Origin of the sequence: Actinomadura sp. DC4 (genome assembly GCF_030406325.1) — a bacterium.
In the GTDB taxonomy this organism is placed as follows: Bacteria; Actinomycetota; Actinomycetes; order Streptosporangiales; family Streptosporangiaceae; genus Actinoallomurus.
Genome location: NZ_JAUEQY010000025.1, coordinates 157,194 through 180,739, shown reverse-complemented (window position 1 = coordinate 180,739; position 23,546 = coordinate 157,194). Strand labels below are relative to the sequence as shown.

Annotated in this window: 16 protein-coding genes, 3 tRNA genes and 3 pseudogenes; 11 read left to right on the top strand and 11 right to left on the bottom strand. The window is 66.8% G+C overall.

Annotation, left to right across the window (positions count from 1 at the left end; translation table 11 throughout):
- Window positions 1-1,714 (bottom strand): LamG-like jellyroll fold domain-containing protein (locus QWU11_RS34100; protein WP_290118611.1); only part of this gene is annotated, 1,714 nt, incomplete at its 3' end.
- On the opposite strand from QWU11_RS34100, the gene QWU11_RS34095 reads away from it, so the two are divergent.
- Entirely contained in the window at window positions 1,698-1,871 is a 174-nt protein-coding gene (locus tag QWU11_RS34095) for a hypothetical protein (protein WP_290118610.1), read from the top strand. The two genes, QWU11_RS34100 and QWU11_RS34095, sit on opposite strands and share 17 nt — an antisense overlap.
- A gap of 824 nt (window positions 1,872-2,695) precedes the next feature.
- Here QWU11_RS34095 and QWU11_RS34090 read toward each other — a convergent pair.
- The 4 genes and pseudogenes from QWU11_RS34090 to QWU11_RS34075 all read right to left on the bottom strand — a co-directional run bounded on the left by QWU11_RS34090 (window position 2,696) and on the right by QWU11_RS34075 (window position 8,061).
- A complete protein-coding gene (locus tag QWU11_RS34090) occupies window positions 2,696-4,141 on the bottom strand; it encodes a hypothetical protein (RefSeq protein ID WP_290118609.1) in 1,446 nt (481 codons plus the stop codon).
- 1,280 nt (window positions 4,142-5,421) lie between these two features.
- Window positions 5,422-5,876: pseudogene (locus tag QWU11_RS34085) on the bottom strand (IS3 family transposase); the annotation flags it as partial.
- A 505-nt stretch (window positions 5,877-6,381) separates the two neighbouring features.
- Window positions 6,382-6,777: pseudogene (locus QWU11_RS34080) on the bottom strand (transposase); the annotation flags it as partial.
- A 354-nt stretch (window positions 6,778-7,131) separates the two neighbouring features.
- Window positions 7,132-8,061, bottom strand: a complete 930-nt coding sequence (locus tag QWU11_RS34075; protein ID WP_290118608.1) for a sulfotransferase domain-containing protein — start codon at window positions 8,059-8,061, stop codon at window positions 7,132-7,134.
- Between the two features lie 856 nt (window positions 8,062-8,917).
- Here QWU11_RS34075 and QWU11_RS34070 point away from each other — a divergent pair.
- The 4 genes from QWU11_RS34070 (at window position 8,918) to QWU11_RS34055 (ending at window position 12,506) form a co-directional block, all read left to right on the top strand.
- The gene (locus QWU11_RS34070; RefSeq protein WP_290118607.1) at window positions 8,918-9,343 is read left to right on the top strand and encodes a hypothetical protein; all 426 of its coding nucleotides are present in this window, start codon (window positions 8,918-8,920) and stop codon (window positions 9,341-9,343) included.
- On the top strand, window positions 9,297-10,013 hold the full coding sequence (locus QWU11_RS34065; RefSeq protein WP_290118606.1) for an integrase core domain-containing protein: 717 nt from the start codon (window positions 9,297-9,299) through the stop codon (window positions 10,011-10,013). Before QWU11_RS34070 ends, QWU11_RS34065 begins: the two co-directional genes overlap by 47 nt.
- Window positions 10,014-10,577: 564 nt before the next feature.
- Window positions 10,578-11,153, top strand: a complete 576-nt coding sequence (locus tag QWU11_RS34060) for a hypothetical protein (protein ID WP_290118605.1) — start codon at window positions 10,578-10,580, stop codon at window positions 11,151-11,153.
- 297 nt (window positions 11,154-11,450) lie between these two features.
- A complete protein-coding gene (locus QWU11_RS34055) occupies window positions 11,451-12,506 on the top strand; it encodes a pentapeptide repeat-containing protein (RefSeq protein ID WP_290118604.1) in 1,056 nt (351 codons plus the stop codon).
- A gap of 91 nt (window positions 12,507-12,597) precedes the next feature.
- On the opposite strand, the pseudogene QWU11_RS47505 reads toward QWU11_RS34055, so the two are convergent.
- Window positions 12,598-12,843, bottom strand: a pseudogene (locus QWU11_RS47505) (integrase core domain-containing protein); the annotation flags it as partial.
- A gap of 154 nt (window positions 12,844-12,997) precedes the next feature.
- Here QWU11_RS47505 and QWU11_RS34050 point away from each other — a divergent pair.
- Window positions 12,998-13,186: a hypothetical protein gene (locus QWU11_RS34050; protein ID WP_290118603.1), complete on the top strand. Its 189-nt coding sequence runs from the start codon at window positions 12,998-13,000 to the stop codon at window positions 13,184-13,186.
- 111 nt (window positions 13,187-13,297) lie between these two features.
- Here the strand turns inward: QWU11_RS34050 and QWU11_RS34045 are convergent, their stop codons facing one another.
- A complete protein-coding gene (locus QWU11_RS34045) occupies window positions 13,298-13,555 on the bottom strand; it encodes a hypothetical protein (protein ID WP_290118602.1) in 258 nt (85 codons plus the stop codon).
- A 431-nt stretch (window positions 13,556-13,986) separates the two neighbouring features.
- Window positions 13,987-14,130 carry a hypothetical protein gene (locus tag QWU11_RS34040; RefSeq protein WP_290118601.1) on the bottom strand — a complete coding sequence of 48 codons (144 nt, stop codon included), beginning with the start codon at window positions 14,128-14,130 and terminating at the stop codon, window positions 13,987-13,989.
- Window positions 14,131-14,347: 217 nt separating this feature from the next.
- Here QWU11_RS34040 and QWU11_RS34035 point away from each other — a divergent pair, with 217 nt between their 5' ends.
- From QWU11_RS34035 to QWU11_RS34020, 4 genes are all read left to right on the top strand, one after another.
- Entirely contained in the window at window positions 14,348-16,738 is a 2,391-nt protein-coding gene (locus tag QWU11_RS34035) for a hypothetical protein (RefSeq protein ID WP_290118600.1), read from the top strand.
- Between the two features lie 107 nt (window positions 16,739-16,845).
- A complete protein-coding gene (locus QWU11_RS34030) occupies window positions 16,846-19,101 on the top strand; it encodes a hypothetical protein (protein ID WP_290118599.1) in 2,256 nt (751 codons plus the stop codon).
- Window positions 19,098-21,503: a ThiF family adenylyltransferase gene (locus QWU11_RS34025; RefSeq protein ID WP_290118598.1), complete on the top strand. Its 2,406-nt coding sequence runs from the start codon at window positions 19,098-19,100 to the stop codon at window positions 21,501-21,503. The genes QWU11_RS34030 and QWU11_RS34025 overlap by 4 nt, the downstream gene beginning before the upstream one ends.
- A gap of 194 nt (window positions 21,504-21,697) precedes the next feature.
- Window positions 21,698-22,063: a hypothetical protein gene (locus QWU11_RS34020; RefSeq protein ID WP_290118597.1), complete on the top strand. Its 366-nt coding sequence runs from the start codon at window positions 21,698-21,700 to the stop codon at window positions 22,061-22,063.
- A 362-nt stretch (window positions 22,064-22,425) separates the two neighbouring features.
- Here the strand turns inward: QWU11_RS34020 and QWU11_RS34015 are convergent.
- From QWU11_RS34015 to QWU11_RS34005, 3 genes are all read right to left on the bottom strand, one after another.
- Window positions 22,426-22,500: transfer RNA gene (locus tag QWU11_RS34015), tRNA-Val, on the bottom strand.
- A gap of 19 nt (window positions 22,501-22,519) precedes the next feature.
- Window positions 22,520-22,590: transfer RNA gene (locus QWU11_RS34010), tRNA-Cys, on the bottom strand.
- 28 nt (window positions 22,591-22,618) lie between these two features.
- Window positions 22,619-22,691: transfer RNA gene (locus QWU11_RS34005), tRNA-Gly, on the bottom strand.
- 138 nt (window positions 22,692-22,829) lie between these two features.
- Here QWU11_RS34005 and QWU11_RS34000 point away from each other — a divergent pair.
- Window positions 22,830-23,528, top strand: a complete 699-nt coding sequence (locus tag QWU11_RS34000) for a winged helix-turn-helix domain-containing protein (protein WP_290118596.1) — start codon at window positions 22,830-22,832, stop codon at window positions 23,526-23,528.
- The last annotated feature ends 18 nt before the right edge of the window (window positions 23,529-23,546 follow it).

Here is a 23,546-nt window from a genome sequence, read left to right as displayed (position 1 = left end):
TGGTCGCCGGAGCGGTGACGTTGATGGCGCTCTTGAAGCCGACGACAAGGCCTCCGACGTCGACATATCCTTCACCGCCGAAGTCGAGGTGGATCTTCTGATCGCTCGGACTGCCGATGTCGGCGCGGGTGACCCGGACACCGGGCGTGGCCGGGACGCCGGTCTTGTTCCTGATGTTGGCCACGAGCTTGTCGAGCGACGGATACACCGTCGGCTGGGTCGCGTCCCGGTAGTAGCGCTCAAGGGCGATCTCGACGACGACGGCCACGACGAGGATGACGACAGGGATGAACCACGCGAAGCTCTCCACCTCCGACTTCGAGGGGTTCTGTGCGAACACGGCCACCGTCGGCTGGTGGACATGCTGCGTCAGGATGATCACCATGCTCACCGCGCCGTTGAGCACGACCATCGGCGCATCCGCCGAGGACTGCTCACCGCCGACGAAGAACGAGGACGGCACCGAGGTCGATTCCGTAGTGAGGCCCTCGCCCATGTACTCCAGGCAGTGCAGCCGGCCGTCCACGTAGATGCCGAGACGGGCCTCCTCATAGCTGTACGTCACGACGACGTTGTGCCAGACGCCCAGGCTGAGCATGTGATCGGAGACGTACCGCCGTTCCTGGTACATCCCACCGCCGTTGTACAGGAACCGGAAGACGAGACGGCCGTCGCTGTCGAGGAGGAGCGCGCCGGCGATGCCGGTGACGGTGCCGGCCGGCGGGTAGCCGTTCACCAGTACCCACGCGGAGAGGGTGTACGAGGCCGCGGTGGCCGCTGCGAGCGGAGGGATGCTGAGTGCGGCCTGGCCACCGGCGAAGTTCGCCGCGCGGCCGAAGGGCCCGGCCACGAAGCCCACCTCGCCGCCGGCCGGAACGAGATCGCCGCTGTTGCCGAGGACGTTCGTGAAGTCGCTGATCAGGGGGAACAAGGCGAGCGTCGACTCGCGCAGATCCATGGCCAGGAGTTCCGGCGTCTTGATGACGGGCAGCGTGCGAATGCCGCCGAGGTCGACCGAGACGTTCGTCCCCGCCGTGAGGTGCTGCACCGCGACGGCGGGCTGCCACTGCGAGACCGGCGAGCCCGGCAGGGTGAACTGGTATCTGAAGACGCCGTTCTCGAACAGTGTGATCGTGGACCCGGACGTGACCATCGCGACGATGGTGTAGTCGGCCGCGCCGACGACGACGCCACTGGCCGCGAGTGTCTGCCAGGCACCGGTCGACGTGTAGAACTGCCAGTTCAGCGCACCACCGGCGCGACGCAGGATCTGTCCGCCCGGAAGGGTCACCTTGGTCTCGTCGCCGTCCGCGGTGTTGATCCGCAGCCGGTAGATCTGCACCGAGACCGCCGGTGCCCGCTGCTGGACGACGAGCGAGGCCTGGGTGTTGCTCATGTCGAGGGGGATGGCGGAGAAACGCGCGTAGCCGTTTCCGTACGAGATCTGCGGCCCGCCGTCGGTGGCCACCGTGCCGATCGCCCTGTCCGCCGGCACGACCTCCGCAGAGAAGGCGTAGTCCCAGGGCGTGTCGTCACCGTCGACGTAGACGGGAGGCACCGAGTAGATCTCACCGACGTCGAACGACAGGCTCGCGCCGGTGTCCAGGACCTGCATGTGAAAGATCGGCTGGACCATCGCCCGTTGCCCGACGGTCCAGGTGAACAGATACCGTCCGTCCTCGACCAGCGAGAGGGTCGTGGGCGAGAAAGCCATCGTGACGGTGTGCCAGTTTCCATCCGGGCGTACCGAACTCGCCGCAAGAGTATGGAAGGCCGAGCCGTCGAACCACTGCCAGTTCACCGAAGCGCCACCGTCGGTGAAACGTAATATCAGTCCGTCGGCGACGGTGAATTTAACCTCGCTGCCCTGAACGGTGTTTGCCCGTAATTGAAATGTCAGTATCGATCCCTGGCTGGACAGTGTCGTCGCGATCGAAACGTACAGCCAGAGGTTCCAGCCCGCCATACCGGTGACGGAGTAGTGCAGAAAGCCGTCGTCGGCGGCGACGGTTGGGCCGCCGGCTTGTGCCTGAACGGACCAGACGCCTTTGAGCGACATGCCCGAGTAGAGCGGATAATCGATGACGCCGTCTTTTGTCACGTCCACGGCTTCGGCCATTATTCCCCCATGGGCAGGTTGGCGCAGAGCGACTCCGTAAAGCCAATGAACGGCGCGATCGAAACTGGGCTTGATGCTGTCACGGGGGAATCGGGAGCGTCAATAACCTAACCGTCGAAATGCCAACGAAAACAAGGTATCCTCTGCCCCAGCCATATCGCCGATCCCATCAAGCCCATCCGCATCACGGCCGATCGCCGGAGCGATGGCGGAGCTCGCGGCGTACGCTACCCACCCACAGTTCCCTGATCGCCTTCATCCGAGGAGCCTGCGGTGCGGTGAGTACGATCCGGACCCCCTCGGTTGTGAACACCTCGTCGAGCAGGGCGGTGAACTTGCTGTCCTGGTCCCTGATCAAGAATCTCGCCGGCCCGATCACCCAGGTCGAGCATCAGATTCAGAAGATCGTTCGACGACAGGCCGCCGACGAATCCCAGTGGCAGGGCATCACGTCGCAAAGCGTCCGGCAGTTATGTCGAGCAGCTACTTGGCTTGGCACGCTGGGTGGGTCCGACCAACGCACACGTAGCCGACACTGAAGAGATCACTCGCCACGGTCGGAGACCGGCGACCGCGTCACCCGTGTTCCCTGTCGTGTCCGACCCGTCCCGGTTGCGCCTCGATCAGGCTGCCGACGCCCGCCGCGTAGCAGAAGCCGTTCCACCACATCTCCATGGCCAGTGCGCAGAGCGCGACACCGATTTCACGGGCGAAGTTGGCTGCGTGGAACGCGTGCGCGATGGTGGCGGCGTTTTGGCAGTAGTTCCCGTCGATCCAGGAGACGAACTCGGCTGCGGTGATGCGTCCGTCCTTCAGTAGCTTCGCCAGGACGATCATGTGGTTGATTACGTCCATAGGCAACTTCCCATCCACCACGACCTGGACAAGGGCCTCATGGAGCATTAAATCCCCGGTGTGCTCAGCGCCGTTGACCGTGACTGAGAAGCTGAGTTTTGACCTGGGGACCGTCAGCTTTCGACCGCCGGAGGTCTTGATCGGGGTAAAGGTGTCGGTGTAGCAGTCGCTTAGAAGGCTGTGGATGCTGCCGAGATCCCGCCGCGCGGCGTCGTGGGAGGTATCGGCGGCGAGCGCGTAGTACCGCCAGATGTCGTGCCGGTGGTTCGTGGCCGCCCACGTCATGACCCCCAGCGTGATGACACATGCGGCGTACCGCTCCTGCTTGATGTCCCCGTCGTCGGCCCAGTAGTCGTTGAGCATCCAGACCGTACGCTCGTAGGCGTCCAGCAGATCCCGGCAGTCGATCGACGCCTTTGTCAGCGCGAGCACGCTGTTGCCGCTCTCGGAGTTGCGCAGGTCGGTGCCGATGTCGAGCCAGTCGGTGGCGAGCCCGCTGATCATGAGGTCGTTCCGGCCCATGGGACCGGCGGGATGGGAGAGGTAATAGGGGAAGGAGCCGCTGTCCGCGGCCTTGAAGTCACGCCACCGGTCGCGGTCGCGGAAGGTCCACGCGCTGATCCCGTCGGTCACCTCGTCCTTGAACAGGGCTTCCGATCTTCTTTTCCCGTCAAAGAAGGCCATGTCACACAGGGTGTGGAGCCGGCGAAGCCTGAGTTCGTCGGACAGTCCAGGGAAATCGAGTACCCGCTGGAGATCGGCCATCAGCCGGTTGCTCCCCAGACTCTCGATGGTGTCCATATTGTATTCGAGATAAAACAGATGGTAGAGACTGACGAGATAATCGCCCTCCCAGCTGTCGGCGAAAGGAACGGCCTGTAGGCCGAACGCGTAACAGCCCAGCGTGACCACCGGAAGCGCGTTGAACCCCCGCAGTCCGTGCACCCGCGCCATCTCCTGCCACGCAGAGTGGGGGCATTCCGTGAGATGGGACTTCGTGCTATGCCCCTGGTTGGCCCCGGCGCGCGCTGCGGCGAAGACCGCTCCCGCCCGATCCCGCCCGACCTTCACCGGCTGCGGATACACCTCGGCTGAGGCGTGCCACGCCCGTTCGGGTGAAACGCCTGACCGCTCCCGGGCGTCGACGATGGCATCGTTGAGCGCCATGCCCGTCTCAACCATCTCCAGAACGCCTCGGGTCCAGCGGGCAGTACGCACGTCGGACAGCCACGGCCCTTGGTGAGCATCTCGGAGCGCCGCCGCCGGATCATATGTCCAGGTATAAGGGCGACCTACGCCGCGGCGGCGCTCGTCGCGTAGTTCGGCGAGGAATCTGCCGTATCGAGTGTTGTCCGCATGCCTACGCGGAAAGAGTACGTCGATGGCGCCGTGCACGGGATCGGAGCCGTCGCCACCGTCGCTTGCTGTGTTAGCCGGGTCAAGACCGTGGTGTAGCCGATCACTCAGAGGCAGGGTGAAAGCCCCGTTACCGGCGTGTGGACCGTCAGCAATAGTCATTTCATTCTCATCAGTTCGCCGGCTGAGGAAAATACTGATCTGCCCTGACAGGGGGCATCAATAGCAGGTCCGCTCGAAAGCGGAGGATAGGGGACCTAAGCAGTCTGCTCCACCTCAGGAACGAAAGCCACTGGATGGGCCATTTGTCGTCCTCGTCCAGCTGGAGTTGGGCGACGGCGTCGTCGATGTACTTCGTGGCCGAGCGCGCTGAGCTGGTCCTCCATGCCGTCGCCGTACGCCTGGTGGATGGTGCCGTGTTTGCTCTACGTCCCGGGCTAGCTTGTGGCGGGACTCCGGCACAGTGGACTGCCGGTTGATCTGACGGCGGAAGGTGTCGTCCACCGGGTTGACCATCCGCAGTACGTGCTCGATGGGCCTGCTGCACGAACAGGTGACATCTGATCTGCGTCGATGTGTGTCGGCGCTGGAAGGATGTGTGCCATGCCGAAGGCGTTTCCCAAGGGGTCCGCGAGGACGTGATCCGGGTCTATCGGGACTCTGGTGCGTCCGTTGCCCAGGTCGCGAAGGACTTCGGCATCTCGCCGTCGTGCTTGAAGCGGTGGCTGACGATCGATGAGCCGATGCGTTGCGTGAGGCGAACAGGCGGATCAAGCTGCTTGAGCAGAGGGCGGAATCCCCGTCACGGTGACGTGCCGGGTCCTGGGCATCGCTCGTCAGCCCTTCTACGCTGGCTTGCCAACCCTGTCACCGATGCCGAACTGACCACGGCCTACCGCGCCAACGCCCTGTTCGACGGCCATTGCGACGACCCCGAGTTCGGCTACCGGTTCCTGGTCGATGAGGCTCGTGATGCTGGTGAGCCGATGGCGGATCGGACGGCGTGGAGGATCTGCTCCGACCGCGGCTGGTGGTCGGTGTTCGGCAAGAAGCGCGGAAAGAACGGCAAGAAGCCCGGCCTGCCCGTCCACGACGACGTTACGCAGGGCCGCGACAGCCAAAGAGGACTTCATACGCGACTTTATGGAGGAGCAGGCGTCCTTGATCGCGCAGAGGTAGAGCTTGCCCTCGCCGGTCGGGTGCTCGGTGATGTCGGTCAGTCACTGCTCATCCGGCCTGGAGGCGGCGAACTGGCGGTTGACCAGATCGTCATGGACCGGCGGGCCGGCCTTACGGGTCAGGCCGCGTTTCTTGGCGAACGCTGAGAAGATCCGCTGTTGGGAGCACAGCCGTTCTCGCCGGCGACGATGCCGTGGAAGGACAGTTCGTCGGCGATGAACCGTTATCCGAACGCCGGGTCATCGTGGCGGATGTCCAAAGCCGTGTTGATCAGGTGTGCATCGTCCCAGTCTCTGCGGGAGACGGGGTTGTGCTTCCACGCATAGAACACCTGCTTGCTAAAGCCCAAGTGCCGGGACGTTGAGCTGGTTCCCCTCAGGAAATGGCGGGATGACCGGAAAGATTGCCGCCCACGGCCGCACTTCACCAGCCGCGACAGCGCCGTAAGCCAGAGCCGGCCGGCGCGATCCCACCTCTGCGGTCTCCGCCGGACCTGGCGGCGCAGCACCTGCTTCCCGTGACGGAGCACCAGTAACTCGACCACATTCCCGTACGCGACCCGGTCACGTACGGACGAGGCACCGCTGACAGTGCGTTGGGTGTCCCGACATGTCGCGCTGACCAGCGTGGATATCATGGTTCTTCCGCCCTCGATGGCTGAGGACAGAGCAGTGATGTTCTCCGACTCCGACGGACGTCGACCGTGAGCCTTAACGGTTACCTTCACCTTCAGGCGGGTGTCATGCAGGTCAACACCTCATCACCCCACTGGCTGATCCGTAGAAAGAGCCCTGTGAGAATCCCCCGCGACCTGAGGTCACGTCCACGCAGGTGGTGTACGAGTCAGCCTCCGCGTGATCCGTTGTTGCAGGTTAAGCGGTGATTGCTTGGGTGGTGGTGTTCTCGTTCGGCGGGTCGCCGGCGATGATGCGCAGGCGGGCTTTGGCGAGGGATTCCAGGCCCATGTAACGGCGGGCTTCGGGCCATTCGTCGGTTTGTTCCATCAGCACAGCGCCGACCAGGCGGATGATCGCTCCGCGGTCGGGGAAGATCCCGACGACGTCGGTGCGCCGGCGGATCTCTTTGTTCAGGCGTTCTTGGGGATTGTTCGACCAGATCTGCCGCCAGATCTCGCGCGGGAAGCCGGTGAAGGCCAGCAGGTCGGCCCGGGCCTCGTCCAGATGCGCCGCCGCGTCGGGGTGCTTGGCCTCCAAAACCGCGACCACTATGTGAGGGACGTAACGCTGGGCGAGGACCGGTGCCGGGTCCGAACCGGTGCGTTGCCCTCGATCCTGGCCCTCATGCGCAGCCACGCCATCAGCACGCTACGCCTGTCCGGCTTCACCAACATCGCCGAAGGAACCCGCTGGGCACGAGACCACTTCGAACGCCCGCTCATCATCCTCGATCTCACGCAATGAGAATGCGGTCAGCCCTGCGGGAGCCGACTGCGCACTCCGCCTCGATGAACTCGAACACTTCGCTCACCGAGGATCCTTGGCAAAGCACGCGGCGACTTTTTCCAGGAACAGAACCTTCTGCCGGAGCTCCCGAAGTTCGGCTTCCTGCTCGCGAAGCCGGGCGCGCTCGCTCACGGTCGTGTGCTTACTGACGAGAAGCCCTTACCCGTCGGTGCCGGCTCCATCGCCGATGACGGGTGGGTCGCGGTGCAGCCAATCCAGGAATGGCTTCGGAGCGAGTTGGCCGACACGCTTCCGGTACGCATCGAGGTCGTCCTCGGTCAGGATATCCCGGGTGCCCCCGGATCGCCCGCTGCGAAAGAACCTCACCGGATCCTTGAGTGTTGCTGTGGGCGCCAGCTGCTCCGCGCGGCTCTTCATCTCGTCGAATGTCGCGGCTTTCACCAGATCGGGCCAGACCGAATCTTTCACGGTAATACCCAGCCACTCGGCCAGTGCCGCCATCTCGCCAGCGAGGTCGGCGCACAGGTCGACGTAATGCAGGAGCCTTACATTCGGCTGTGTCCGTCGGTTCCATGCGTCATAGAGGTGATGGACTGTCAGGTGCAGGCTCGAGGGCACCGCAATTCCCTGGTCGTCGGTCGGCTGGGGCAGGCACCAATACTGCAGCCACTCGCGCACCGACGGTGGTGGCGGAACAAGCGGCCGGGACTTCGGGTCTGAGCCGTCTTGGAACAGCAGTTCGAGGTCGATATTGGCGGATTGGTGGTAGAAGGACAGCGCCCGGTCGAGAGGATGTCTGGCGATCACGATATAGCTGACGCGCGGATCGGACGGTAGACCGTCGAGTGGGGTGTGTGTCTTGATGACACGGCGGTGCTTCTGTTCGGCGAAACGCGCATAGACTTCCTCCTGCGGTGTGCGCAGTTGGTCCAACCACGGTGACAGGACTCTCAGCGGCTGCGGGAGGTCAGGCGTTTGGAAGATGAGCAGCGCACACATCGTCTGCGCCCACGTCGTACCCGACTTCGGGGGGGCGCTGACGATGATGTCGCCGTCGCGCAACGGAAAGTTGGCCCAGCGGGCGCTGTTGTAGTCTGGCGACTGGTATTGCCGAATTTCTTCTGTCATTATCGTTCCCTGGTCGCGCCGAGCACGTTACTCAGCGTCCCGCTTTATTGGAATAGCGGATATCATCTCAAGCGTTTCGTTATTGCGGCCGAGAAACATCCGCGATCACCGCCGTTACGGCCGGGCCGAGCATGTGACGTTCACACCGGGGAGCCGGAAGTTCCCGGCCCGTAGTTCGGCTCGTGCGAGGTACTGTCGAGGCACTGAGGTACCGAGCCCGGAGTTGACGTGGCGACTGGCGCACCTTCACTGTCGCGTGGTTGGCCGGCAGTGGCGCCCGTGGCAGCCGACTGACAGGGTCATCGGCTTCAGCCCGTGCTCGCCCATGATCATAGTCCGTTGCTGCAGCTCCGCGGCCATCGCCCTGACACTCCAGGTCCGGCGTCTGCCACGCTCGACTCCGCGTAGCTTCAACTGACGTGTATTTTCGAAGTGAATAGTAGTCGTCCTGCGGGTGCCGGAAATAGCGTCCGTGCAGGTTATGCGGCATGTTGGTCGTCTGGAGGACGCCGCCGAGCCGGTCTCGTCGGCGGATGTCAAGCTGATCGAGTCGGCTTGGTTTGGTGAGCGGCTCGGGAGCCGGCCGCAGCGGCGCGCCGTTCAAGCTGCGGTGGGGCCGGTGCTCGTTGTAGTAGTTTTCGAACTCGCGGAGTGCGTGGAGCAGGTGGGTCTGGTTCCAGACCAGGGTCCGGTCAAGAAGCTCGTGCTGGCAGGTCTGCACCCTGTGCTTGCCGAAAACTACATCCGTGCAGGTGAGGGCTGTGGCTGCGGTGGCAGCGCACCGCGCCGTAACGGCTGGGCTGATGGTGTCGGATGCGGGTGCAGAGGCTGTGTCATCGCGGCATGATGGTCGGCCGTGCTGTTGCGACTCGGGTACTTGACGGTGACGAACATGTTCGCGGTTTTGCGTCTCCTTCCGATGAGCGACAGGGACAAAGACGCCGAGATCCTGGCGTTGCGGCATCAGATCACGGTCTTGGAGCGTCAGCTGAGTGGGACAAGGGCGCGATTCACCGCGCCCGACCGGGCGTTCCTGGCGGCGCTGCTGCAACGTCTGACGCCCGAGGCGCTGCGCGGTATGCGGTTGCTGGTACGCCCTGACACGGTGCTCCGCTGGCACCGCGACCTCATTCGATGTCGGCACGCTGCCCTGTCCAAGCCGAAACGACCGGGCCGGCCACCGACCGTGCGTTCCATCGAGCCCTCGTGCTGCGCCTGGTCCGGGAGAACCCGCAATGGGGTTATCGGCGCGTGCACGGCGAACTGCTGGTGCTCGGCGTGAAGGTCGCTGCCTCCACGGTCTGGGGGATCCTTCAGGATGCCGGATCGACCCTGCGCCCGAACGCGCCGCCGGCACGTGGGCCGGGTTCCTGCGTTCCCAGGCCGACGCCCTGCTGGCCTGCGATTTCCTGGAGACGGTCACCCTGGCAGGGGCTCGCCTTTACGTGCTGGCGGTGATCGAGCACCGCACCCGCCGGATCCGTATCCTCGGCGCGACTGCGCACCCGACCGCGTCGTGGGTGGTTCAGGCCGCCAGGAACCTGGTCATGGACTTGGAGGACGCAGGGTGCCGGGCACGGTGGTTGATCCGGGACCGTGACGGCAAGTTCCCCGGGCTGTTCGACGCTGTCCTGGCCGACGCCGGAATCAAGATCGTGCTCACCGGCGTGCGGATGCCACGGATGACCGCGATCAGCGAGCGGTGGGTGCTGACCTGCCGCCGTGAGCTCCTGGACCGGACCCTGATCTGGAACCAGCGCCACCTGCTTCATACGCTGCGCGAGTTCGAGACCTTCTATAACGAGCACCGGCCTCACCAGGGCATCGCGAACGCCCGCCCGTCCACTCCGCTGCCCCCGCCGATCACCGAACCCGACCAGATCGCCCGCCTGGACGTACGAAGACACCAGCGCCTCGGCGGAATTCTTAACGAATACCGGCACGCTGCGTGACCTGCACGGATGGGGTTTTCGGCAGGGACAGGGTTGTGTCAACGGCACCGTGGAGCAGTCTGCTCCCGATTTGCTCCCGATCCTGCGCCCAACTGCACCGAAACGACGAATCCCCAGACCAGACACATGGTCTGACCTGGGGATATGTGGTGGGCGATACTGGGATTGAACCAGTGACCTCTACCGTGTCAATGTCGTATCGATCAAGATCTGACCTGTGGCTTTTCGAGATGCCGCAGGTCAGTTCCGTGTGTTGATGTTAGTTGGCGCTTGTTCGGGACGGTCTAGGAATCACGTGTGCTCCCGCGGCTCCCTGCTCCGGGTGGGAGCAGCGGGAGCATGAACCGGGGGAGCGCGGTTGTTCTCGGCGGTCTTCTGGACCTGAGACGACGTATTGCATGATTGGCGTCCTCCGCCATGCGGCGGTCTGGCTCTGTCAATCTGGTTGCGGGACTCGTTCGGTTTGCTGGCGGACTTCACACCAGGAGCCGGACACGGCGGTGACCTTGGGTTGACACAGGGACAGAACGTGGCCACGCGACCGGCAGGGGGTGTGCCGATCGAGTGCCTACGGAATGCCCAGAGACCCCCTCTCGTCTGAACCTGCAGGTCAACGACCCTGACCCAATTTTCGAGCGGTACACGGTCTGCTTCGCTTACGCCGGCATCTCGGACAAACCCGACCTCAGCTCGGTCTATGTCACTACCGACCTGCTACGGCAAAGCGTTAACTGCCAACTCCTCACCGAAGGCCTGGTCTACCCGACCTTCTACAGCCACCTCTACCCGGACCTGCGTACCGAACTGATCACCGCCAGTCAGGCCGCCCGCACCGCTGCCATCGGCCTGCGGACCGGCGACACCACGGCCAACGGCGCGACCGTCACCAATCTGGCCTACCTGGATGAGAAGATGTGGGGCGCCGTCGTCGTCGGTGCTGGCCCAGGCCCGCCGCCGGGTGGGGGTCGCGCCGCTGCGGGCGTTGTTCCTGTTGCTGGCCGGTCCGCCTGCGGGAGCGGTGCGGTGGCGGCGTCTGCTGGTGTGTGCGATGGATGGCACCACGATGCGTCCCCGACAGCCCTGCCGTTCTCACATCTCCAAGATCCACCAAACCCCTGGACAGTCAGCCACAAGCCTTAACTAACCGGTATTGGCAGTAGCGGTTGTGGCACCCGATCGACCCCACCCGACTCAGACCGCGCTCGCGAGCCTGGACCGAGTCACCCCTCCCCGCACAGTTCCCCGGGCGCATCCGCCCGCCAGTCACGCTTACCGCGGCCACCCAAGCCGCTAACCGTGACTTTCCGCGCGACTGTTCCTCATGGCCCCACTCCTGGTGCTCGTTCTCGCTACGTTGAACCGAGCCTGCCGACGGCATCGGGGGGACGGTCTGGAAAGCGGTCGCCGGACGACTGGGCGGCATCTACTGTGCCTAGAGTGACCGTCCCCGAAGAATCATCAGAGGCCACCGCGGAACCGGCGGAGGAGGCCGCGAGCCCCCCACCGATCGCGGTGCGCCGCACCGGTTGGCGCCGGGCCCGGATCACGGCACCGACGCAAGAAGAGCTGGACGGGCTGCAGGTCAAGGATCGCCTGGAACTGCTCGACCGGCGACGTCAGAGCAGGCACCAGACGCTCAACAGCATTGGCATCTTATTCGGCGTCGTGTTCACCGCCGGCAGCCTGATCGCCACCGCTCTCAGCGTCCGCACCACCCAGAACGAATTACGCAACGGTCAGCAAGGCCAAATCACCGATCGTTACACGAAAGCCGTCGAACAGCTCGGCTCTCCCACGCTCGACATCCGCCTCGGCGGTATCTACGCCCTCGAACGCCTCGCTATCGACTCGCCCCGTGACGATCGCAGCATTTACGATGTCCTGACCGCGTTCACCCGCGAACATGACCCCAAACCCGCTGCGAAAATCCCCGACCGCCCGACCACCGACATCCAAGCTGCCTTGACCATCATCGGCCGACGCAAACCCCGCAGCGACGGCTTCTCCGCCGACCTTGACGGCATCCGCGTTTCCAACGCGAACCTTTTTAAAGCGAATTTGTCCGGAGCGGACCTGGACGGCGCGAAACTATACAACGCGAACTTCGCCCGTGCGGATCTGACCCGCGCAAACCTCGACGGCACGGACCTGACCCGCGCGAGCCTGACCGACGTGCGTCTGACCGACGCGACCCTGGCGGACGTGACCCTTACCATCGCGGATCTGTCTCATGCGAACCTAGCCCGTGCACTTCTGTACGAGGCGGCGCTAGACAGCGCGACCCTGACCGGCGCCGACCTGACGGGTGCCGACCTACTCGGCGCGAATCTGCGCGGCGCGAATCTGCGCGGCGCGGATTTGGCCCGCGCGCGTCTGACCGACGCGGATCTGCGCGGCGCGGACTTGTCCGGCGCGAACCTATCGCTGATAACGGGGATGACTCCAGACGTGATACGCGCTCAAGTCCACACCGACTCCAACACGAGCTTCTAAACGATGGCCAGCCTGTAGGTGCCGAATATTGTGTCACCTCATGCGACCTGGGTGTATTCGTGGAGGAGGCCGCTCGCAGCGGGTTGGCCTGGTTCAGTGCCCGGTGTGGGCGATGGGTGTTGGAATGGGCCTCGTACTCAGTGAGGACCTTGCGCAGATGGCGGGCGTTCATGATGAGAGTCCGGTCGAGGAGTTCGTGGCGTACGCTCCCCACCCACCGCTGCATGATGGCGTTCATCCGAGGTGCCTGCGGAGCGGTGAGCGCTATGCGGGTGCCCTCGGCCTTGAAGACCTCGTCGAACAGTCCGGTGAACTTGCTGTCCCGGTCTCTGATCATGAATCGGAAGTCGTTGGCTCGGTCGCCCGGGTCGAGCATCAGGTTGCGGGTTTGCTGAGCGACCCAGCCGGCCGTCGGGTTCGCCGTGACTCCCAGCACGTGGACACGACGCGTGGCGTGCTCGAGGACGGCGAAGCAGTACAGGCGGGCGAGTGTGATCGTCTCGACGCTGAAGAAGTCGCAGGCCAAGATCTCGGACGCGTGGGCTTTGAGGAACTGGCTCCAGGTCAGGTCACCGCGCTGTGGTGCGGGATCGAACCCGGCCTTCTTCAAGATCGCCCAGACGGTGGCCGGGGCGATCTTCCGGCCCAGCACGGCGATCTCGCCAGCGATGCGGCGATAGCCCCAGGTCGGGTTCTCTGCCGCCAATCGCAGGACCAGGGCCCGCATCGAGGGCCGGATCGGCGGTCGCCCCGGCCCGCGCTTGGGATAGGTCCACCGCCGCTTCACCAGCTCAGCGTGCCAGCGTGGAAGCGTCCGAGGCGTGAGGAACAGGTGCTGCCGACGGTGCCCGGGGGAGTAGCCGCGCGAGCGCGGAAAGAATCGCCCGGTCCGCCCATGACGGCCGGGGAACGGCGACCTGGCGACGAAGCACCGCGAGTTGGTGCCTCAATATCAGGATCTCTGCGTCTTTGGACGCCTGGGATCGAGCGAGCAGCGCGATCCAGTCGAACATCCGTAAGACGATCAAGTACAGCAGCCGCAGAGTCATCCTGAGATCCTGCCGGAGCCAAGCCGACGAGCGCGCCGAAACCCCAGATCAAACCCTGTGACACGATATTCGGCACCCACAGGTTCAATCGTGACCTTATCGGCCTGGTGGATCGCACATAGGTGATTACGCGGCCGGTGGCAGGGGCGCTTGTTGGGGGCGGGACTTGCTGAACCGGATCGGGCCCGGCGGGTCGTTTACAACATCGACAGGTGGCAAGCACTGCCATCGCCCCTGGTTTGCCTGCCCGCACAAGGACATGAGGCAGCGGGCGCTGGAATTTGTGTCGTTCGTGCGGGCGGTGGCGAGCGCTGGGTGAGTTTTCCACGGGCATCGAGGCGATCGCGCTCGACCACCGGCCGTGCCACCGGGTCAAGCGGCACGGCCATCTCGTCTGGCTTGAAAGCCGGCGTGGATGTCCGGTGCGCGGATCAGCTCTCCTCTCGCCGCTCCGGCGCGCTACCGGTGTGGCGCGGCCGGCGGTGCGCGAGAGCGTCCGTGGCGAGGCGCACGAGCGTGGTGGTGAGGTTGATGGTCGCGGTGGTAATGGCGGCGAGTTCGCTGAGGTGCTGCATCGTTGGCTCCCGAGGATTAGGTGTCCGCGCTCGGCGGTCGTGGTGCCGAGTACGCCGCAGGCGTCCACGTCCGGCAATGTGCCGGACGGCCCTTTTCGGCGGCGCGTACGGCGGGCCAGGATGAAGTGGGCGCACGGGGTGGCGGAGGCCGAGATCGCCGAGTGTCCGGAGCGTCCGGAGCGCCCTTCCGGACGGCCGGCCGACGGGAGGGCGCAGCATGGGCGGGATACCAGAACACCCCGACCCCGACAGCATCAGGACCATCGAAGACCTGCGGCGTGGCCTGAAGGCTCTCTGGGGTCCGGTGCCGTACAACGCCCGGCGGCCGGAGCTGGCCAAGGCGACCGTGGGCGGGCTCCTCGGCGGGAAGGACCTCACGTGCCCGAGCCTCAAGACGCTGGAGACGTTTCTGAGGGTCTGCGGTGTCCGTCCCCCGGAGACGGAGCGCTGGATTGCCGCGCGGGATCGCGTCGAGCGTGCGAGGCCTCTACCCCTCGTCTGCGACGCGGTCGCCGTCGCTCTCGGCGTGCGCCAGAGCATCCGGACGCCCGGGACGCCCATCCGGTCCGCGGAGCCTCCTCGTTACGTGTCCCGCGAGCACGACCGGGAGCTGCGCGAAATCGTCTCCGCGAACGACGGCCGGCCCCGGCTGGTCCTGCTCGTCGGCAGGGCCGCGACGGGCAAGTCGAGATCGGCATACGAGGCGCTTAGGCATTGCGTACCGGACTGGGGGCTCCTCGCTCCGGCTCCGGAGGACGCCCGCAATGCCGTTGGGGTCGCGACGGAGAACGTCGTGTGGCTCGACCAGGCGCAGCCGCATCTCACGGACGCCGAGTCCGCACGCGCACTCCTCAAGCTCATGACGACCCGTGAGGGGAACATCCTGATCGTCGGAACGCTCTGGCATGACCAGTGGAACCGGCTGCGCGGCGGGCCCGCCGAGGGGCGCGCCGACCCGTATCGGGACGCCCGCAGGCTGCTCGGGATGGCGGTACGCGTCGATGTACCGGACGCGTTCGACGAGGTTGAGGTTGCGAGGGCCCACCAGGAGGCACGGCTGGACCCGCGGCTTCGGGTCGCGTTGGCGGCGTGCCGCGATTCGCGTACGGTCACCCAGGTGCTCGCCGGCGGGCCCGAGATCGTCGAGCACCACAAGGACGCGAAGCCGTTGCCCAAGGCCGTCCTGGACGCGGCGATCGACGCCCGGCGGCTCGGCGTCGACGGTCCGCTGCCCGCGAGCCTGCTCCGGAGCGCCGCCTTCGGCTACCTCAATGCCAAGGAGAAGGCTGCGGTGGAGGCGAAGCCGGACCGGCGGTTCGAGAAGGCCCTCAAATACTGCCGCGAGGAACGCGGCGGGCTCGCCGCGCTGACCTTGGTCTCCGCCGACGAGGGCGGGGCGTTCGAGCTCGACGGCTACCTCGCCGACCAGGAAGGCGACCGGCGGCGTGGCCGGCTCGTTCCCGCCGAGATCTGGGACGCGTTCACCCGCGTCGGCGACACGCGCGACCGCCGGATCCTGGCCAGGGAGGCCGCGCGACGCGGGCTGTATCGCCACGCTGGCCGGTTCGCCTGGCCGCTCGCCGTCAAAGGCGACGTGGCGTCGATGTATCTGCTGGCCGAGCAGTACGAGAGGCTCACCCGCGCCGACGACGCCGACGAGTGGTGGCGGCGCGCGGCCGAGATCGGCGGTTCGTATGGCGCCGTACGGTGGGCGCGCCGGCTTGAGGAGAAGGGCGACACCGACGCCGCGGAAGGTCACTGGCGGAAGGCATCCGAAGCCGGTGACGCGTACGCGCTGTGGCAGTTCGCCGACCGTCTCCAGCTGTCGGGGCGCGTCGCCGAGGCGGAGGATCTGTGGGAGCAAGCTGTGCGGCTGGGCGACCCGTTCGTAATCGAACGGTACACCGACTGGTTGACCCGGCAGGGCCGTGCGGAGGTCGCGGAGCAGCTGTGGCGCGAGGTGTCAAGGACCGGCCGTGTCCTCAGCGCGCAGTGGCTGGGCAGCGCCATCGCGCTCAGCGGTCTCCTCGACGACACCGATCGTAAGGAGGAGGCGAGGCGGAAGATAAAGCACGCGGCCGACAACGGGCATCCCACGGCGATGCGGCGGCTCGCCATGATGCTGGAGGCGGACGGAGACCGCGACGGGTCACGCGACTGGCTCGTACGCGCGGCTGACGGCGGTGACGTCGTCGCCATCCGGGACCTGGCGCGACGCGACCAGGAGGACGGCCGGGCGGAAGAGGCCGAAAACTGGTTCCACCGCGCAGCCACGGCCGGCGACACGTACTCGATGTGGCAGCTCGCCGAGCTGGCTGACCGCGACGGGCGCACCGCCGAGGCCGAGCAGTGGCTGCGACGCGCTGGCGACCGTGGTGACACGCACGCGCTGGCCGGCCTGGCAGAACGAATGGAGCGAGCCGGCCGGTCCACGGAGGCGGAGAGGCTGTGGCGCGACGCCGGCGGGAACGGGCATCCGCCTGCGTTGGAGCACTTGGCCGGCTTCCTCAGGCGCCACGGCCGGGAGGCGGAGGCCGACCGGCTCAAGAGGTACGGAATCGAGCCCGACGGGCGTACGGCTCAGCCGTGGGAACCGGGCGCCGGTTAAGCGAGGGGTTACCGCACTGTCACCATCAAGGCGTTCGTATCGGCTGGCGAATCGCCACACACCGTCACATCCTTCTCTCAGGGGTAACGTCGCACCAGGGGGTAGGAATGGACTTTGATCTCCTCATGCTCGCGTCGGCCGCAGTCGCGATCAGGGTCTACCTTGCGGATGACCCCGGAGCGCTCGGCAGCGGCCTCCAGTCCGAGCCCGACATCGAGCCGGACGAGGCCCTCCTCGCGATCCGCGACCTCGTTGACGAGCTGGCCGGTCTCGACGCGACGACCGCCGAGGCGGTGGTGGCGATCCGGGACGACGAGCACGCTCGCGCTCACCTGCAGCGGCACCTCCACCACTGGCTGCGCGCCGAGCCGGCCTACCGCCATGAACTCCTCCGTTTCCTCACCGAGGCGGGCCGAGTCGTCCCGGCCGACGGTGTGACCATGATCTTCATCGCCGATCCGCCTGTCACGATTGAACTCCGCTGGAGCAGCGCCGAATGCGACCGCATCACCGCGCCCTCGGCCGCGCACGTCGGACGGGACACCGAACTCGGCGAGACCCTCCGCCGGATGGAGCGGCGCAACGGCCACCCCGTCGTGCTCATGGTGACCGGCGCGCCGGGCACGGGCCGTACCGACTTCGCACGGGAGCTGGCTGACCGCGCCCACCGCGGAGGAAGCAGCCGGACGCAGGTCGAGGTGCGGCTGACAACGCCCGCGCCAGCGCTACCAGGCAGACGCGACCGCAGGCCGACCACGGAGGCACAGGCCGAGGTGCTCATGGCGCTGGGCGTCCCCGCCGGCGATATCCCCGCCGCTGCCGAGGAGCGCCACGAGCGGTACCGGTCCGAGCTGCGCGACCGGCGCCCGCTGCTTCTCCTTGACGACGCCTGGGACGCTCTGCAGGTCCAGGCACTCACCCCGCCCGGCGACGGGGCTGTGCTCATCACCTGCACCGATCCGATCCCCGATCTCGGCTACGGACTTTCCCTGGGGCTGGGCCCGCTCACCGAGGAACAGTCGGTGCTGGCCCTTGCGGACCGGGCCGGGGTCGACCTGTCCGATGCTCCGGACGCCGCGCGGGCACGCGAGGTCGCGCGGCTCTGCTCCGGCGTCCCGCTCGCCCTCGCCCTCATGGCCGGCCGGCTCGCCACGGCGACCGGCTCGCAGGCGGAGCAGCTGACCAGGCGCTTCACGGCCGCCCTCCACGGCCACGACGACACCGTACGGCCAGTCAACGCCGCACTCCACGCCACGTACTCGATGCTTGAGGAGAACGAGCGCCGGATCCTGTACGTGGCCGCGCTGCTCGGCGCGCCCGCGTACGACGGGCGGCTCCTTTCGGTCGCCTCGGGCGTGCCGGAGGCCACCACGCAGGACGTGCTCAGCCGGCTCGCCGGGCTTGCGCTGATGGAGACGCTCGGGCGCACCGGGGACCGGTGGCGCCTGCATCCGCTGGTCGCGAGCTTCGCGTACCAGGCCGCTCCGCGGCGTCTTCGCGAGGACCGCGACACGATCACCGGTCTCGCCGCCCAGCTGTACCTTCGGCGGCTGCGGAGCCTGCTGGGCCTGCTCCGCTCGCCCGGCGTGGGGAGCGACCCGTCGATCGAGGCCTGGGCGCGTACGCAGGCCGACACGATGCGGGAGTCCTTGTCCGCGGCGCTCCGGGCCAGTACGGGCAGTGCGTTGGCCGGGCTCGCGGGAGAGTTCGCGGATGGCCTCGTCCACTTCGTGCGCCTCACTCGTCGTACGGACGCCGGATCGGTGCTCGAACAGGCCATCGAGGTCGCCCGCGCCGAGCGCGACCGGGGGCTCGAGGGCCGTGTCCTGCGGCTGCTCGCCGAGAACGCTCGGGAGCGAGGCGAGCGAGGGCCGGCGGATGCCCTGGACGCGCGCGCGTCTGAGCTCCATCGGGAGCCGGATGAGCACGGCGCTCGTGGTGAGGGGACGGACGGCGAACCGCTCCAGACCGAAGGTATCGGCGATATGGAGCCGGGTGCCGCGCGGGTGTCCGAGCCCGGGAACGCCGCCGCTGGCGGCCGGGCGCGGAGGGCCTCCGCCGACGGCGTGGGAGAGAGCACACCGCGCGGTGCGGCGTCGGGGGGATCGGCCGGGGGTTTCAGGCCGGCCGGAGGCAGCGGCGTGCGGCGGCGGACCGGCGGCGGAGGTTCTTCCCGCGGCGGGCGTACGAGCGGACGCTCGACCGGTTGGGGCGGCGGCGCACGACGGGCGGCGGCCTCCGGGAGCGGCGCCGTCGGCGGGGCGGCGTCCGTCGGCCGGCCGGGAGCCGCGGCGAGGAAGGCGGGAGGAGCGGACGCCGCGCCGCAGAAGGTGACCGTCTTCGGCAACCGGGCTGCGTCGTGACCGCTGGGCACCGGCAGGCCATGGAGGAGCTCCAGCGGATCCATGACGCCGACCCGAACGCAATGGTCATCGCGAACCGCGCGCGGAAGCCGGAGCACGGCTGGCTGAAAGTCGAGGTCATCCTCGACTACATGCGCGTCAGTGTCGACGCGAAGGAGCGACGCCTCAAGCCGCGCGAGTACGTGACCATCGTGATACCGGACAACTTTCCGTACGTCGCTCCGGTGGCGATGGTGCGACACTCGAGGTTCGCGGGCCTGCCCCACGTCCTGTGGGGGCGAGTCATCTGCCTGTACCTCGGCGCGGACGATTGGGATCCCGCGCAGGGCATGTTCGGCTTCATCGAGCGACTCGACGAGTGGTACGTCCGCGCCGCCCATGGCGCCCTGGAACCGGTCGGCCTTCCGCCGCATCCGCCGCTGGTGTACCCGGTCCGGGAGGCCGGGCACGTGGTCATCGCTGCGGAACTGCCCGATCTGCCGAGCGGCAGGCCGTGGGTCGGCCAGGCCCTCCTTCATGCGACGGGTCCGTACCGCACGGACGTCGTCGACTGGCAGGACGGCGCCGGCTTCGACGACGAGGCCGCGCGTCGGCTCTTCCGCCGTGTCGTCGCCGCAGCCGTACGCGGAAGAGACAGCCGGGTCACGGTGGGGCCGGTCATCGTGCTCCCCACACCGCTCGACTTCGAGTTCCCGCGGACCGTGGCCGATCTCGTGGCGGCGCTCGCCGAGCGCGGCGTGCCGGAGAACGTCCTGGTCAGTGAGCTCGGCCTAGCGGCGTGGATCAATTCCCGGGGTTTCGCGGACTCCCGGCCGCCGACACCGCTTCACGCGTTCATCGGCGCCCCGATGCTGGGGCTCGCCGGGGAGATCGAATGCTTCACCCATCTGGCGGCGTGGCGCCTCAACGAGCGCGAGGCGTATCAGGCCGTCACGGCGATCCTGCCGCGTATCAGCGAGGACCCCGAGGTCCTCGCGAGACGACGACAGCTCGACGCCGCATTCACGCGATGGATCGACTCGGCCGAGGTCAGCTGGGCCAGCGTGCACGACCAACGGCCGAGCGTCGTCCTCCGGCGGGACCATGACAGGCCCGCGCGGTGGCTCCGCGACCGGCGCGTACTCCTGCTCGGATGCGGCGCTCTGGGCGCCCGCATCGCGGAGCACTGCGTTCGCGCCGGCGTCGCAGGGATCACGCTCGCCGACAGCGACATCGTGACCGCCGGGGTCCTGGTCCGGCAGCCGTACGTGGACCGTGACGTCGGCATCCTCAAGGCCGCAGCACTCGCGGCACGGCTCTTGGAGATCCGGCACGATCTCGACGTAGAACCGGTCCGCGGCGACATCTTGCGGACGCTGCTGGATGAACCGCGTGCCTGGCCGAAGATCGACCTCGTCATCGACGCGACGGCGAGCCAGGCGGTCGCCGCCCGTATAGAGGCGTTGCGCCACCGGAGTGAGGAGCCGTGGCCGCCGATTCTCTCGGTCGGTGTCGGCCACGACTGCGAACGCGGCGTTGCCACACTCGCCTTACCCGGGGCGACGGGCGCGGGCAGCGACATCCTCCACCGGCTGGGAGACGCGGCCGCCCTAGATCCCGATCTACGTGACGTCGCCAAGGACTTCTTCGGCGCCGGTGATCCGAACGGCCGTGCCCCGTTCCAGCCAGAGCCCGGCTGTTCCGAACCCACCTTCAGCGGTGCCGACTATGAGGTGGCGGCGTTGGCGGGGCAGTTGTTCGGCTGGGGGGTCGCGACGCTTCGCGCCCATGCCTTGGGCGCCCCGATCACACCCCGCTCAGCGTATGTGGCGCGCCTCCCGACGCCGGCCGAGCCCGTCCCGTCCGCGGAGTGCCTGGAGTGGCCGAACGACAAGCTCGTGAACGACCCGGACACCGGCTACCAGATTCGCATTACACCGGAGGCACTGGAGACCATGCGATGTGAGGCGCTGACCACGGCACAGACGCACGGCCCGACGATCGAGACCGGCGGAATGCTACTCGGCCGGATCGACGACGCCTGCCGCGTGGTCTACGTCACTTACGCCGAGAGCCCGCCGCCCGACAGCGAGCGATCCACGCATCGCTTCAGCCACGGCCTGCAAGGCGTGGAACAGCTAGTCGCTGACTACCGCCTGGCCGGGGACGGCCGCATCCGCTTCGTCGGCATGTGGCACACGCACCCGGGCGGTGGCCCGGCCCCGAGCAAGATGGACCAGAACGCCATGGAGGTCCTCCTCGTACCGACCCGCCAGGCACCACCGAGAGCGATACTGCTCATCGTCGGTGGAGGAACGGATGTCTGGCGGGAATGGCTACAGGACGTCGACGAACCGCAGCTGTACGCGAGATTGATCAGCCGAACCATCACGATCTCGGAGACCGAGACCAGCCCGGCCTGACCCCCCGACCGTGTGCCGCTCGGAAACTCGGTCTTGTGCTGTGACCTGGGGTCGTGCTGCAGGATCAGCGCTGTGGCTGGCCCCATCGCTGGGGTGCTGTGATCGCTCGTCTACCGCGTGTTGAGGTGCCTGTGCGGCTTGCCGGTGGTGCTGATGTACCCCGGCTTCGGTGGAGTCGGTTTGCTGGAATCCTGATGCCTTTGATCTCGTGGAGAGGCGCCTTCGCCCACGTCGATAGCGTGTTCCTCAAGCGCTTGTACGTGTTCTTCGTCATGGAGATTCAGACACGCCGAGTCCATATCCAGGGCGTGACCGCGAACCCGACTGGTGCCTGGACGGCCCAGCAGGCACGGAACCTGCTGATGGACCTGGGGGAGCGCGTCGACCAGTTCACATTCTTGATCAGAGACCGCGACGGCAAGTTCTCCCTGACCTTCGACGAGGTCCTCACCAGCAGCGGCATACGGATCATCAAGACACCGCCACGATCGCCTCGTGCGAACTCCTACGCCGAACGATTCGTGGGCACATTGCGGCGCAATGCCTCGACCACCTGCTGACCTACGGCGTACAGCACCTGCGGCGGGTGCTGACCGACTACGAGCGGCACTACAACGCCCATCGGGCTCACCGGTCCCGCGACCAAAGACCACCGCTGCATGACCCCGACGAGCCGATCGACCTCACGGCTGTGATCAAGCGCCGCACTATCGCCGCGGGCCTGATCCACGAGCATCGAAGGGCCGCCTAACGATCAACGTGAAAGCCCAGGTAAGAGCTCGACGATGAGTTCTGGCACGGCACAGGGTTGTGTCCCACACCCTGTGGAGCAGTCTGCTCCCGATTTGCTCCCGATCCTGCGCCCAACTGCACCGAAACGACGAATCCCCAGACCAGACACATGGTCTGACCTGGGGATATGTGGTGGGCGATACTGGGATTGAACCAGTGACCTCTACCGTGTCAAGGTAGCGCTCTCCCACTGAGCTAATCGCCCTCGAAGCTGAGTGCTTCAGAGGTGGAGACGGGATTTGAACCCGTGTACACGGCTTTGCAGGCCGTTGCCTCGCCTCTCGGCCACTCCACCGAGTGAGGCCTTCGACTAGACCTCTCCGAGCGGACGACGGGATTCGAACCCGCGACCCTCACCTTGGCAAGGTGATGCTCTACCAGCTGAGCCACGTCCGCGTGTTGCCCTGGAGGTCGAACCCCCCTGGCGACACGCCAAACACTAGCGGATACTCAGCCCAACCCCCAACTCGATAACAGCTCAGGCGTGGCCGTACTTCGACCGGCGCCGAAGCGTCGTGGGCGTAACGTCAAGACATGTCCGAACCCTTCGGCTCCGACATCGCCCCCGTCGCCGCGCTGCTCGCGGACCGTACGCGGGCGGTCATGCTCACCGTTCTGCTCGACGGGCGGCCCCTCGCCGCCGGAGAGCTCGCCCGTACGGCCGGGGTCAGTGCCGCCACGGCCAGTTCGCACCTCGCCAAGTTGTTGGACGGGGGCCTGGTGACCGTGGTGAAGCAGGGGCGTCACCGGTACTACCGGCTCAACGGGGCCGAGGTGGCCGCGGTGATCGAGGCGCTCAGTGTGATCAGTCCGCCGGTACGGGTGTGCAGCCTGCGGCAGTCGCGGCAGGCGGCCGCGCTCGCGCAGGCCCGTACCTGTTACGACCATCTCGCGGGCCGGGCCGGGGCCGCGCTCTTCGACGCGATGCTCGGGCGCGGGCTGATCGAGCGCCACGAGGAAGACGCGTACGACGTCACGGAGAAGGGCCGAGAGCGGCTTGAGCAGATCGGCGTCGACGTCGATGCCGTACGCGGCTCGCGGCGGAGGTTCGCCGGGCACTGTCTCGACTGGACCGAGCGGCGTCCTCATCTGAACGGCGCGCTCGGCGCCGCGGTCACGGCCGGGCTCGTCGACCTGGGCTGGTTCGAGCGCGGTACGTCCCGCCGCTCCCTCGTCCTCACCGAGAAGGGGCGGTCCGGGCTGTCCGACGTCTTCGGCTGCGTCGTCGACTGAGAACACGGGAACCGGACA